The 13306-nt window shown below is 68.6% G+C and carries 12 protein-coding genes; 7 read left to right on the top strand and 5 right to left on the bottom strand.

Annotated elements, in window-relative coordinates; genetic code table 11:
* Nucleotides 1-626 precede the first annotated feature (626 nt).
* The 3 genes from VXJ25_RS03845 to VXJ25_RS03835 all read right to left on the bottom strand — a co-directional run bounded on the left by VXJ25_RS03845 (nucleotide 627) and on the right by VXJ25_RS03835 (nucleotide 4249).
* The gene (locus VXJ25_RS03845; RefSeq protein ID WP_330957899.1) at nucleotides 627-1640 is read right to left on the bottom strand and encodes an aspartate-semialdehyde dehydrogenase; all 1014 of its coding nucleotides are present in this window, start codon (nucleotides 1638-1640) and stop codon (nucleotides 627-629) included.
* A gap of 127 nt (nucleotides 1641-1767) precedes the next feature.
* Nucleotides 1768-3114 carry an aspartate kinase gene (locus tag VXJ25_RS03840; protein WP_330957898.1) on the bottom strand — a complete coding sequence of 449 codons (1347 nt, stop codon included), beginning with the start codon at nucleotides 3112-3114 and terminating at the stop codon, nucleotides 1768-1770.
* A gap of 1 nt (nucleotide 3115) precedes the next feature.
* Nucleotides 3116-4249, bottom strand: a complete 1134-nt coding sequence (locus VXJ25_RS03835) for a homoserine dehydrogenase (protein WP_330957897.1) — start codon at nucleotides 4247-4249, stop codon at nucleotides 3116-3118.
* A gap of 115 nt (nucleotides 4250-4364) precedes the next feature.
* Here VXJ25_RS03835 and thrC point away from each other — a divergent pair, with 115 nt between their 5' ends.
* The 5 genes from thrC (at nucleotide 4365) to VXJ25_RS03810 (ending at nucleotide 9749) form a co-directional block, all read left to right on the top strand.
* Entirely contained in the window at nucleotides 4365-5855 is a 1491-nt protein-coding gene (gene thrC / locus VXJ25_RS03830; RefSeq protein WP_330957896.1) for a threonine synthase, read from the top strand.
* 3 nt (nucleotides 5856-5858) lie between these two features.
* A complete protein-coding gene (gene thrB / locus VXJ25_RS03825) occupies nucleotides 5859-6917 on the top strand; it encodes a homoserine kinase (RefSeq protein WP_330957895.1) in 1059 nt (352 codons plus the stop codon).
* 49 nt (nucleotides 6918-6966) lie between these two features.
* Nucleotides 6967-7563, top strand: coding sequence for a bifunctional phosphoserine phosphatase/homoserine phosphotransferase ThrH (gene thrH, locus VXJ25_RS03820; RefSeq protein ID WP_330957894.1), 597 nt, complete (start codon nucleotides 6967-6969; stop codon nucleotides 7561-7563).
* 38 nt (nucleotides 7564-7601) lie between these two features.
* Nucleotides 7602-8516, top strand: coding sequence for a proline iminopeptidase-family hydrolase (locus VXJ25_RS03815; RefSeq protein WP_330957893.1), 915 nt, complete (start codon nucleotides 7602-7604; stop codon nucleotides 8514-8516).
* Nucleotides 8517-8759: 243 nt separating this feature from the next.
* Nucleotides 8760-9749, top strand: coding sequence for a hypothetical protein (locus VXJ25_RS03810; RefSeq protein WP_330957892.1), 990 nt, complete (start codon nucleotides 8760-8762; stop codon nucleotides 9747-9749).
* 394 nt (nucleotides 9750-10143) lie between these two features.
* Here the strand turns inward: VXJ25_RS03810 and VXJ25_RS03805 are convergent, their stop codons facing one another.
* Entirely contained in the window at nucleotides 10144-10974 is an 831-nt protein-coding gene (locus tag VXJ25_RS03805; RefSeq protein WP_330957891.1) for a histidine phosphatase family protein, read from the bottom strand.
* 204 nt (nucleotides 10975-11178) lie between these two features.
* Here VXJ25_RS03805 and VXJ25_RS03800 point away from each other — a divergent pair, with 204 nt between their 5' ends.
* Together VXJ25_RS03800 and VXJ25_RS03795 are read left to right on the top strand one after the other, a co-directional pair.
* Nucleotides 11179-11544, top strand: a complete 366-nt coding sequence (locus tag VXJ25_RS03800) for an arsenate reductase family protein (protein WP_330957890.1) — start codon at nucleotides 11179-11181, stop codon at nucleotides 11542-11544.
* A gap of 40 nt (nucleotides 11545-11584) precedes the next feature.
* The gene (locus VXJ25_RS03795; protein ID WP_330957889.1) at nucleotides 11585-12763 is read left to right on the top strand and encodes a toxic anion resistance protein; all 1179 of its coding nucleotides are present in this window, start codon (nucleotides 11585-11587) and stop codon (nucleotides 12761-12763) included.
* 133 nt (nucleotides 12764-12896) lie between these two features.
* On the opposite strand, the gene VXJ25_RS03790 is transcribed toward VXJ25_RS03795, so the two are convergent.
* Entirely contained in the window at nucleotides 12897-13253 is a 357-nt protein-coding gene (locus VXJ25_RS03790) for a DUF1304 domain-containing protein (RefSeq protein WP_330957888.1), read from the bottom strand.
* Nucleotides 13254-13306 lie beyond the last annotated feature (53 nt).

Raw genomic sequence — 13306 nt, 5'->3', positions numbered from 1 at the left:
CCCCGCGGCGCGTCTGGCGCCTGGCGCCGCGGCGCGTCTGACCCCGCGGCGCGTCTGGTGCCTGCTGCCACCCCCTGACGACGCGACCAGGCACCGTAGGGGCCTGCGATGCAGTCCTGGGGACAGCCCTGTGCATCTTCGCCACTTAGGGACGGGTCGTGGGCGCTTCAGGTGCCTCCAGGCACCGGTCCAAGGCGCTACCCAGGCTGTGGCGCATCCAAATCCTGGGCAAACGCGATGACGGGTCGGCAGGGAGCAAAGTTAGCCCCTGCCGACCCGTCCATAACCCGGCCTATTGCACCGATCGCGCGTGGAAATCTCGACGACCCCGTCGAGCGCAGCGCACCCTTTGCGTCGCCCACCACGACAGCGCTCACGGCGCCGCGCCAGCAGCCCCAGCCCTGTGCATCTTCGCCACTTAGGGACGGGTCGTGGGCGCTTCAGGTGCCTCCAGGCACCGGTCCAAGGCGCCAGGCGCATCCAAATCCTGGGCAAACGCGATGACGGGTCGGCAGGGAGCAAAGTTAGCCCCTGCCGACCCGTCCATAACCCGGCCTATTGCACCGATCGCGCGTGGAAATCACGACGACCCGTCGAGCGCAGCGCACGCAGCGGCGCGTCCCCGGCTAGACCAGGTACTCGGCAATCTGCACGGCGTTGGTGGCAGCACCCTTCCTGATCTGGTCGCCGCAGCACCAGAACGTGAGCGAGCTCACTCCGTCGGGCGCGGAGAGGTCGCGACGGACGCGGCCGACGTACACGAGGTCCTGGTCGCTCGTCTCGAGCGGCATGGGGTAGCGCAGGTTTGCTGGGTCGTCCACGACCTTGACGCCAGGGGCGGCCGCAAGGGCGGTCCGCGCCTCGTCGGGCGTGATCGGACGCTCGAACTCGACGGTGATGGACTCGGAGTGCGAGCGCATGACCGGGACGCGCACGCAGGTGCAGTTCACGCGCAGATCCGGAAGGTGCATGATCTTGCGACCCTCGTTCTGCATCTTTAGCTCCTCGGAGGTGTAGGCCTCCTCCTTGAAGCCACCGATCTGCGGGATGAGGTTGGCAGCGAGCTGGTAGGCGAAGGGCGCGGTGTCGCCCATCTCGCCGCCATTGGCGACGACGCCCATCTCGCGCTCGAGCTCGCGCAGGCCCGGCATGCCCGCGCCGGAGGCGGCCTGGTAGGTGGAGACGATCAGGCGACGCACACCAGCGACCTCGTGCAGGGGCCAGGTGGGGACCAGGCCGATGATGGTCGCGCAGTTGGGGTTCGCGATGATGTTCTTGGGGTGATCGGCGATGTCGCCGGCGTTGATCTCGGGGATCACGAGCGGCACCTCGGGGTCGAGCCTGAAAGCGTGCGAGTTGTCGACGACGACGGCGCCACGCGCGGCAGCCTCGGGGAGAAGGACCTTGGCGACGTCGTCGCCTGCGGCACCCAGGACGATGTCGACGCCCTCGAAGGCCTCGGGCGCCGCCTCGACGACGGGCACCTCCTCGCCGCGGAAGGTCACGGTCCTGCCGAGGGAGTGGGCGCTCGCGAGGGGGACGAGCTTGCCTACGGGGAAGTCGCGTTCCTCGAGGCAGCGCAGCATCTGGGTGCCCACGACCCCCGTGGCGCCCAGGATGGCAACGGTCTTATCGCTCATATGAAAGCCTCTCCGGCCCGGCGCCTGGCCGGGCCTCTCCAATCGGGCCTGTGGCCCTGGCCTGTCTCCTTGGGGTTCGCTTGCAGTCCGCGTACGGCCAGCGCACCGCCCGCGTGTAACCTGCTCGCTAGTTGATCTGGCGCCCGTCGCTCTCGACCTCGGCGGAGCCGAAGGTGTCGTAGATGACCTTGATGGCGCGCTCGAAGTCCGCGTTGTTGACGCCCAGGATGATGCTGATCTCCTGCGAGGACTGGGTGATCATGCGAATGTTGATGCCCGCTTTGCCGAGCGCCCCGAAGATCATGCCCGAGGTGCCGGCGCGCCTGCTCATGTTGCGACCGACGACCGAGATGAGCGCGAGCCCGTCGACCACCTTCACCACGTCCGGGCCGATCTCGTGCTGGATGTCCGCGACGATCGAGTAGATCGTGTCCTTGACGTCGTTGCCGTTGACCACGATCGCGAAGGAGTCGACGCCCGTCGGGATGTGCTCGATGGAGACGCCGTAGCGCTCGAAGATGCTGAGCGCCTTGCGGACCGTGCCGACCTCGTTGGACATGTGGGCCTTCTGCACGTGGACGGCGAGGAAGTCCTTCTTGCCGGCGATGCCGGTGATGAGGTGCTCGCGGGCGTGCTCTCCGGCGTTCTCGCGGATGATCGTGCCCGAGTCGTCGGGCTGGTTGGTGTTCTTGATCTGGATGGGGATGTTGACCTCGCGGACCGGGAAGATCGCCTCCTCCTGCAGGACGGAGGCGCCCATGTAGGAGAGCTCGCGCATCTCCTCGAAGGTGATGCGGTGGATGCCACGGGGGTTCTCCACGATGTGCGGGTCGGCCGCAAGGAAGCCGGAGACGTCCGTCCAGTTCTCGTAGAGGCCGGCGTCGAGGCAGCGCGCGAGGATGGCGCCCGTGATGTCGCCGCCGCCGCGCTGGAAGAGCTTGATCGCGCCGTCGACCGTGGCACCGTAGAAGCCGGGGAGCAGGAAGGAGCCGTCGTTGCGCACGACCGCCTCGCGGATCTTGGTCTGGGTCCGCTGCATGTCGACCTTGCCGTCGTGGTGGAAGACCACCACGTCCGCCGCGTCGACGAACGGGATCCCCAGGTACTCGGCCATGAGCTGGCCCGTGAACCACTCGCCGCGCGACACGACGTACTCGGGCGAGTAGGTCTTGATGTTCTCGATGAAGCGCGCGAACTCGTCGGCCACGGGGAACTTGAGGCCGAGCTCGCGAGCGATGTCCATGAAGCGCTCCTCGATGGTGGCGAGCAGCGTCGTGCAGTCAACGTGGTACTCGATGTGGGCGTTCACCAAGAGGAGGAGGTCGGTGATCTTGTTGTCGCCCGGGCGCCTCCTGCCCGCCGCCGAGACCACCACGAACTTGCGCTCGGGGTCGGCCTCCACGATCTTCTTGACCTTCTTGAACTGCTCGGCGTCGCAGACGCTCGAGCCGCCGAACTTTGCGACCTTGATCACGTTACGCCTCCTTGGCGATTGCGGCCATGAACGCTGCGGGGTCCTTCTCGAGGACCTTCGAGAAGGTCTCGCGCGCCTCCACCGCAGTCAGGTGCTTGAGCATCCAGGCTCCCGAGGCGTACCACTCTGCGTCGCGCGGCGCGCCGACCGTCGTCCTATATACATAGTTGCTGGTGAGCAGCGAGGGGTCGTAGGCGAGCCCGCGCGTGAAGTCGTAGCACGGCACCCTGCCCGCCGCCGCGTCGAGCACGTCCTGGACCATCGCGTTGCCGGTGGGCAGGCTCCCCGCCCCCTGGCCGTAGAACTTGAGCGGACCCACCGTGGCGCCCTCGAGCGACACGAGGTTGAAGTTGGAGGGCACCGCGGCCTCCATGGACTCGCGCGGCACGGCAACCGGCTCGACCGCGACCGCGTAGCTGCCGTCGCGCTGCACGCCGCGCCCGAAGAGCTTCACCTGGAGCCCCTTGTTCTCGAACATCAGCATGTCGCGCTTCGTCAGCGTGCGGATGCCGGTGACCGGCAGGTCCTTGGTGCACGCCACGTCGAACGCCACGCTGGCCGAGATGATCGTCTTGTTGCGGACGTCCACGCCGTCGATGTCGGCCGAGGGGTCCCTCTCGGCGTAGCCCAGCTCCTGCGCCTTGCCGAGCGCGATGTCGAAGTCCAGGCCCTCCTTCGCCATCGAGTCGATGATGTAGTTGGTCGTACCGTTCATGATGCCCGAGAAGCTGCTTATCTCGTCGATGCGGCGGGCCTTCTCGATGGACGCGATCCAGGGGATGCCGCCTCCGACGGACGCCTCGATGAACAGGCCCACGCCGTTCTCGAGCGCGAGGGCCGCGAACTCGTCGAAGAACTCGGCGACCACGGCCTTGTTGGAGGTGACGACGGACTTGTGCGCCCTGAGCGCGCGGCAGATGAAGGTGTGCGCGGGCTCGAGGCCGCCCATGCACTCGACGACGACCTCGATGCTCGGGTCGTCCACGATCTCGTCGTAGTTGGGGGTCATGCGGGGCTGGGTGCAGTTCTTGGGGAGGTCGAGGATCTTCTCCACCTCGACTCCCCGAGCACGGCCCTCGACGATCGTGACGACGCCTCGCCCCACCGTGCCATACCCGAGAACGGCTATCTTCATCGTTCTCCAATCTTTCTAACGTGTGACGCAGCATCCCCGAGCCTGTCCCACGGCCCTGTCTTCGCCTATGATGCAAGAGCATGGCGCAAGTCCATCTAGCAGCGAGGAGTGCAGAGTGAGCACTTTTTACCACAGCACGAGAAGCGGCACCGATCCTGTAACAAGCAAGCAAGCAATCCTGAACGGGATCGCCCCCGACGGTGGGCTCTACGTCTCCGACGCCATCACCACGACCGCACTCGACCTCGAGGGCCTCGCCTCGGCCGGCTACCACGAGGTCGCCCGACGGGTGCTCGGCGCGCTCCTCCCCGACTTCACGGCCGGCGAGGTGGCCGCCTGCGTCGAGGCCGCCTATGGCGACAACTTCGACACCCCCGAGGTCACGCCCGTCACGCCCCTGGGCGCAGACTGGCTGCTCGAGCTCTACCACGGGCCCACCTGCGCCTTCAAGGACGTGGCGCTGCAGATGCTGCCACAGCTCATGAGCGTCGCGCGCAGGGGCGCCGGCGACGGCAGGAACGTGATGATCGTGACCGCGACCTCGGGTGACACCGGCAAGGCGGCGCTCGAGGGCTTCGCGGACGTAGAGGGCACGGGCGTCACCGTGTTCTACCCCGCCGGCAAGGTCTCCGACGTCCAGCGCCTCCAGATGGTCACCCAGCGCGGCTCCAACGTCGCCGTCTGCGGCATCCGCGGCAACTTCGACGACGCGCAGACCGAGGTCAAGCGCATCTTCGCCGACGAGGGCCTGCGCTCCCGGCTCGCCGCCAACGGCACGGTCCTCTCCAGCGCCAACTCGATCAACGTGGGCAGGCTCGTGCCCCAGGTCGCCTACTACCTCTACGCCTACGGCAGGCTCGCGGCCGCAGGCGCCATCGCGCCCGGCGACGCGGTCGACTTCTGCGTGCCCACGGGCAACTTCGGCGACGTCCTGGCGGGCTTCTACGCAAAGCTCCTGGGGCTGCCGGTCGGCAGGCTGATCGTGGCCTCCAACACCAACAACGTCCTGACGGACTTCATCACCACGGGCACCTACGACCGCAGACGCCCCTTCCACAAGACCATCTCCCCCTCCATGGACATCCTCGTCTCCAGCAACCTGGAGCGCCTGCTGTACTACCTGTCCGACGGCGACGTCGAGCTCGTGGCCTCCTACATGTCCGACCTGGCCGAGAAGGGCCTCTACACCGTCTCGCCCCAGCTCCTCGCCCGCCTGCAGGAGACCTTCGCGTGCGGCTGGGCCGACGACGAAGCGACGCGCGCCACCATCCGCTCCACCTGGGAGGGCGAGCACGTCCTCATCGACACGCACACCGCCGTCGCGAAGAGCGTGCTCGACGCACGCCCCAGCGAGGGCCGCGAGCGCGTCTGCCTCTCCACGGCGTCGCCCTACAAGTTCTCCTCCGACGTGCTCGCGGCCCTCGGGCGCGACACCTCCAACCTCGACGGCTTCACCTGCATGGACGAGCTCGCCCGCCTCACCGGCACCGTCGCCCCCAGGCAGCTCTCCAGCCTGCGCGACGCGCGCGAGCTCCACCTCGACGTCTGCGACCGCGACATGATGGGCTCCTTCGTGGAGTCCGCCTGCGCGCGCGTCTTCGCGTAGCGCATGGCGGCCCGGCAGACGTCGGCACAGGGCGCCCCGCTGGCGGATAAGGACGCGGGCGCGGCGCGGCCTCAGCCGCCTGCGCGGGTGTGCGTGCGGGTGCCGGCGACCTCGGCCAACGTGGGCGTGGGGTTCGACGTCCTCGGCGTCTCCCTCGACCTCTTCGCGTCCTTCTCCTTCTCGCCTGCCTCCGAGCTGCGGATACTCGGCTGCGACGAGCGCTTCCGCGGGTCGGACAACCTCGTGTGGACCTCCTACCTCACGGCCTGCCGCGAGCTCGGCGCGACTGCACGGCCGCTCGAGATCGTGATCGACTCCCCCATCCCCGCCTCCGGCGGCATGGGTTCGAGCTCGGCCTGCGTCGTGGCCGGCATCGTGGCCGCGCAGCTCCTCTCCGGCCACGGCTACGACGCCGACGAGGCGCTCGACGTCGCGACCCGGATCGAGGGCCACCCGGACAACGTCGCCCCGGCGATCAAGGGGGCGCTCGTGAGCTCGTTCGTCGACGAGGACGGCTCCGTCTGCGCCCTGCGCTGGAACGTGGCGCCCAACCTGCGCTTCGTCTGCATGGCTCCCCCCTACCGCGTGCTCACGAGCGAGGCGCGCAAGGTCGTGCCGCGGACCGTGCCCACCCAGACCGCAATCTGGCAGGTGGGCCGCTGCGTCGCCATGGTGCAGGCGCTCGAGCGCGGCGACGCGGCGCTGATATCGCGCTGCTGCCACGACCGCCTGCACGAACCCTACCGAGCGCAGCTGATCGCGGACTACGAGCGACTCCGAGCGACCTCCTACGCGGCCGGGGCCTGCGGCTTCGTCATCTCCGGCTCCGGCGCGACCATGCTCGCCATCGCCGACGGCGACGAGGTCGCGGACCACGTCGCCGCGGCCGCCACGGCTGCCGTGGAGGGGCTCTGGGTGCGCGTGCTCAGGGCGGACGACCGCGGCACGACGTACGAGGTCGCAGGTCCGGACGCGGGCGCTGCGGGGACCGGTGCCGCAGCCGGCGCGGGGACCGCGCCCGCGGGTGCCGCGGCCGGCGCGGCCCCACGATCTTCTCGGTAGAAAACAGCGAGGCGCGTGCTGGACACGCGCCTCTCGAGGAAGGACGACCATGGACATCGCCTGCCTGGACCTTGAGGGCGTTCTCGTGCCGGAGATCTGGATCGCGTTCGCCGACGCGACCGGCATAGACGAGCTGAGGCGCACCACGCGCGACGAGCCGGACTACGGCAAGCTCATGGACTTCCGCATGCGCGTGCTCGATGAGCACGGGCTTGGGATCCGCGAGATCCAGGACGTCATCGACACTATCGACCCGCTGCCCGGGGCAAGGGACTTCCTCGACCGGCTGTGCAGCGAGATGCAGGCGGTCATCATCTCCGACACCTTCGAGGAGTTCGCGCGGCCGCTGATGCGCAAGCTCGGCTGGCCGACGATCTTCTGCAACTCGCTCGAGGTCAGAGACGGCAGGGTGGCCGGGGTGAGGATGCGCTGCCCCGACTCGAAGCTGACCACGGTGCGCGCGCTGCAGTCCGCCGGCATGCAGACCATCGCGACCGGCGACTCCTACAACGACCTGGCGATGATCCGCGCCTCCAAGGCGGGCTTCCTCTTCCGCACGACCGAGCAGATCAGGCGGGACAACCCCGACCTGCCGGCGCTCGAGACCTACGACGAGCTGCTGCGCGCCTTCGAGGACGCGCACTAGCACCCTGCTACGCGGCTGGACGGAAAGCGAGATCGTCGATGCAGACACGCGAGACCTATGTCCCCTTCCGCGGCTACCGGACGTACTGCCGCGTGGTCGAGCCCGACCGCCCGCAGTCGACGGCGGCGGGCCTGCCCAAGCCGCCGTTGCTGCTGCTCCATGGCGGGCCCGGCTCCTCCCACAACTACCTGGAGCTTCTCGACCCGCTCGCCGACCGCGATGGACGCGCGCTCGTCATGTACGACCAGCTTGGATGTGGCCTCTCTTGGGACCCCTCGATGGCCGACCACCCCGAGCTGTGGCGCGCCAAGACCTGGCTCGAGGAGCTCGAGGGCGTCGTGCGCGCCCTCGACCTCGACCGCTTCCACCTGCTCGGGCAGTCGTGGGGCGGCATGCTGGCTATCGCCTACCTGTGCGAGCGCCGGCCGCGCGCCGTCGCGTCCGTGACGCTCTCCAGCACGACCGCGTCCGCACGGCTCTGGGGCGCCGAGGGGCACAGGCGCCTGCGCTACCTCAGCGAGGCCGAGCGGCGCTGCATCCTGGACGCGGAGGCGCGCGGCGACTTCTCCGGCAGGGACTTCGCGGCGGCGATCGAGCACTACATGGAGCTCTTCTGCATCGGCCCTCTCACCGAGGACGACCCGGAGTGCGTACGCCGTCCGCACGCGGGCGGGCGCGTGCCCTACGTCGTGGCATGGGGAGACAACGAGCTCATGCCAACCGGGACGCTCGCCGACTTCGACTACTCCGCCCGCCTGGGGGAGGTTCCCTGTCCGGCGCTCGTCATCTCGGGCGAGGAGGACCTCTGCACGCCGCTCATCGCCAAGCAGCTCGCAGACGGCATCCCTAACGCTCGCTGGGAGCTCTTCGCCGACTGCCGCCACATGTGCTACTACGACGACACCCCACGCTACCTCGCACTTCTCGAGGCATGGCTGAACGAGAAGGACTAGGGGGCAGCTGGCGGCCCCGGGCGTGGGCTCGGGCGTGCGGCGGCCCCTGGCGCGCGGCGACCCCGCGCTCACGAACATGGAAGCCTGGCACAGAACGCCCACACCAGCCGCGGTGACCAGGCCTTACGTGCGCCGGCTGCGAGCACGCTGCCACAAGGCCGCCAGAGGCTCACAAGGCACGGCGACGCATCCTCTGCTATGGTTCCCGCACCAGCACGCATCGGAGCCCAAGGGGGCGAGCGGATGGCCCGTGGCTACGGGAAGTCGCAGAGCGCATCGATCGAGGCTCACGCCCGGTCGGCGGAACGCCGCGGGAGATGCCTTCGCCCGGACGACCCCGCAGAGGCGGCCCTCCTCAGGCAGCGCGTCCGCGGCGGGACGTTCGTCTCGCCCCGGCGGGGCCTGTTCGCGCGCACGAGGTACTGGGAGTCGCTGACGCCCGCCGACAGGGTGCTCCACGTGATGAGGTCGGTGTCGGACTCGACCGGGAGCTGGGGCTTCCGGCAGGCGCCTGCGGCGATCGCGCACGGGCTCGAGGTTCCGCTCCTCGATGCCGACGTGCTGAACGTCAGGACCTCTCGCACGCGCCCCTCGGGCACGGGCGGCGTCTTGGTGCGGCAGGACCCCTCCCACCCGTTGGAGTTCGTGATGGCGAACGAGGCCAGGGTCACCACCATCGCCCGGACGCTCCTCGACTGCCTCTCCGAGCTGGACTTTCCCCGGGCGCTCTCCGTCGCGGACTCATATCTCCGTAGCCGTCAGGTCCAGCTGGACGACCTGAGAAGCGAGCTCCTCGCCCTGCACGTCCGCGGACGCGGCGAACGCGAGGCACTCGACAGGGCGCTCGGGGTCGCGAAGTGGGCCAACCCGCTGAGCGAGAACGGCGGGGAGTCGTACGCCCGGGCCACGATGCTCTCGCTGGGCTTCGCCGCCCCGCAGCTCCAGGCGACGTTTCCCGACCCCCTCAGGCCCGGGCACGTCTTTCGCGTCGACTTCTGCTGGGCCGCGGCAGACGGCGGACTCATTCTCGGTGAGCTCGATGGCCTCGAGAAGTACTACGAGCCCGAGATGACCGGAGGACGTCCGGTCGCCGAGGTCATGTCCAGAGAGCGCATCCGAGAGTCGAAGCTCAGCCTGCTCGGTGCGAAGGTCGTCCGGTTCACCTTCTCGGACGTGTTGCATACGGAAGGGTTTCGTACGCTCCTCAACTGCGCCGGAGTGCCGCGGCGTTGACGCGTGACGGGAGGGCCGATGGGAAGCCCCGAAATGCGGCTCCGGCCTTGGCCGCACAGGCCGCGTGTGGCCGCCTGGCGTCGTGGACCTCTATGCTGCGTTCCACAGTTCACCTCTGCGTGCCGGGCGTAAACTACGCAAATCGCTTTTTCCGAACATTTTTTCGATTTTTTGTCCGATAAACGCGATTTGCGCCCCCGGCAAATCGCGTTTATCGGACAATTTCTGCCGATTTTATTCAGTAAAAGCGATTTGCTCAATTCTTTTGCAATTTTGATTTTCGGTGCCCTCCCATTCTCGGGACGCGTACGGCGTGCACAGGGACTGCGGGAGGGACGGGCGGCCAGACGACCCCGAGTCCCGTCCGCGTCCAAATGCCGCGCATCGGGTCACGCTATCGAGGTTCACCGTACCGCGTCTTCGCGAAGTCCTCGCCACTCAGCGGCAGCTGGACGAGCCGGAAGCTCATCCCATGGCCGAGGCCTCCGCGGACGACGTCGGGGCTACCGCCCGCGCCAGCGACCCCACAGCTGTCCACGCCACCAGCGCCACCCGCGCCAGAGCCGCCGTCAGCGCCCGTGCCAGCGCCCGTGCCAGCACCTGCGGCAGCGCCGCCCGCAGCGGCGTCACGTTCCCCATCCGCCTCGCAGCCCACCACGACGCCGATCCCCGCGTTGGGCGTACGCACCGTCAGGCTCCTGAGCCTGCGTCCGAGCGGTCCCATGTCGCCCGCGAACTCGAGCAGCACGTACCTGAAGAGCGCACCGTGCGCGACCACCAGCACGGCATCGTCGTCCGCGCTCTCGGAGAGCATCCGCGAGAACGCGCGCCGGACGCGAGCGCGCACCTGCCGCCCGCTCTCGCCGCCGACGGACGAGAAGTCCTGTCGCACGAAGCAGCGGACGAAGCGGGGCGCGAAGTCGGCATACCTCTTGCCGTCGACTTCACCGAAGTCGAACTCTCGCAGGTCGTCGAGGGTACGGACCTCGAGTCGGCCCGTCTCCCCCATGCCGTCGACCAGCAGCCGGGCGGTCTCTTGCGCACGCCCCAGCGGCGAGCAGTAGCAGCGCGCGAAGCCGATCCCCGCAAGCGCGCGGGCGCTCTGCTCGATCACGGGAAGCGTCTCTGGCACAAGCGGCGAGTCGACGCGGCCTCCCTGGATGACGCCTTCGTCGTTGAACTCGGTCTTGCCGTGGCGGACGTAGTAGAACGTGACCGTCTTCATCCAGCCTCCCCGCCGTGACCCGCCGCTCGCAGGAGTCGCCCGGCACGCACGGGCGGCGCGCGGTGCGCTGGCCCCAGCGCAGCGGCCAAAGCCGTCCGGCGCCTACCCCGGCGCAGGCCCCGCCCCTCCTTCGATTCGTGGGATACTCTACACCCAGACGCCCTCGCGCACGAGCGGCCGTCGCGCACCGAGGAAGGAGACCCCATGGAAGTCCTACTCATCGAGTATCCCAGGTGCTCCACCTGCAAGAAGGCCAAGCGGTGGCTGGAGGACCACCACGTCGCCTTCCAGGACAGGAACATAGTGGAGAAGAACCCCAGCGCCGAGGAGCTCGCCGCATGGCACGCCGCATCCGGCCTGCCCATCCGCCGCTTCTTCAACACCTCGGGCAGGCTCTATCGCGAGAAGGGCGTCAAGCAGCGGCTCGACGACGGCATGAGCGACCAGGAGGCCTACGCGCTCCTCGCGACCGACGGCATGCTGGTGAAGCGCCCCTTGCTGCTCGTCGACGGCAAGCCCCTCACGCCGGGCTTCAAGGAGGACGCGTGGTCAGAGGCGCTCGGCGTCTAGCCGAAAGCACATCGTAGGAAACCCAATCCCAGGAGGCATCATGGCACAGGAAACCGCGCTTCCCAGCGACCCCCGACCCGGCGCGCCGGCCGACCCGCCGGCCGTCTCGCTCGAGTCCCTCATGAGCCCGACGGCCGCCACCGCGGACGACCTCAGCCCCCAGGGCCAGACGGAGCAGCAGGTCGTCGCCCGCGCGACCGCACTCTCCCCCGAGGACAAGCGCAAAGCCGACGAGATCGCGCGCACCATCGACTTCGGCCAGGCGGCGATAGACCAGACCTACGCCGCCGACGCCCAGCGCGACATGGCGGACTTCTCCGACACGGTCCTCGCAAAGGTGTCGAGCAAGGACACCGGCGAGGCAGGCCAGCTCCTGCGCGAGCTGCTCACGACCGTGGACGACAGCTCGCTCTCCGGCATCCGCAAGGTCCCGATCATCGGCAACGTGGTGATGAAGGCCGACCAGATCCGCCGCGAGTACCAGAAGGTCGCGCCGCAGGTGGACGAGATCGTCGGCCGGCTCGAGCAGAGCCAGGCGCAGATGATCTCAGACATCGCGATGTACGACCGCCTCTACGAGCGCTCCGTGGCGCAGTACCGCCAGCTCAAGATCTACGTCGCCGCCGGCGAGCAGGCGCTGGCCGCGTTCCGCGCCGACCAGCTGCCGCGCCTCGAGCGTGAGGCCCAGGCCTCCGGCGACCCGATGGCCGGCCAGGTGCTCAAGGACTTCAAGGGGAAGCTCGACCGGTTCGAGAAGCACCTCGACGACCTGGACCGCGTGAGCGTCGTGGCGCTGCAAAGCTGCCCCCAGATCAAGATCCTGCAGAGCGCCGACCAGGTCATCGCCGACAAGATCTCGACGACCGTCAGCCTCACCATCCCCATGTGGAAGAGCCAGATGGTGATCGCACTCGGCCTCGAGAACCAGCGGCGTGCGCTCGACCTGCAAAAGAACGTCGACGACGTCACCAACCGCCTGATGCGCGAGAACGCCAAGGCCCTCCACCAGGGCGCCATCGACACCGAGAAGGCCAACCAGCGCGGCGTCGTGGACGTCGACACGCTGCAGGAGGTCAACTCCGAGCTCATCGCCACCATAAAGGACACGATCCAGGTCCAGGAGGAGGGCCGCGCCCAGCGCGCCGAGGCGCAGCAGCGCATGCGCCAGATGGAGGCCGACCTCAAGGAGGCCCTTCTCGAGCAGGCGCGGCGCCTGTAGCTGGGCGCCCGCGGTCGAGAAGGACCGCCCCCCCAGTGGCCCCCGGCCCCCAGGGGCCCCAAGGGCCCGGGGGCTCCCCCGGTAAGCCCCGGCCCCCGGGGGCAGCGAGGACTCCGGGGGACCTCGCTGCCCCCTACACGATCATCGAGAGCAGGGCGACTATGGCGAAGCCGCCCTGCTTCACCAGGATGCTCTTGCTCACCGTCATGCTCCCGTACGCGGCGACCGCCACGATGTAGACCATAACCGCTGCGAGCATGACCTTCGAGTCCGCGACCCAGGCCGCCATGAGCGAGAGGCCCGCGATGCCGAGGTTGTAGACGCCCTGGTTCCTCATCGAGACTTGCATGTCCTCGTGCTTCAGGCTCTCGGGATCAAGTCCGAGCGCCTTCGCCGTGGTGTCCGAGGTCGTCATGACCGTCTCCAGGATGAAGATGTAGACGAACTCCGCCGCGACCAGCGTCGCAATCCACTTGGTGATCTCCTGCATGTGCTTCCCTTCCTCTAGGCGCCCGTTGCGGACGCAGGTGGCCGTTGCGGACG

The sequence above is a fragment of the Olsenella absiana genome (assembly GCF_036408855.1).
Taxonomy (GTDB): Bacteria; Actinomycetota; Coriobacteriia; order Coriobacteriales; family Atopobiaceae; genus Olsenella_K; species Olsenella_K absiana.
The sequence above is the reverse complement of the archived record's forward strand: the minus strand, read 5'-3'. Positions and strand labels throughout refer to the sequence as shown.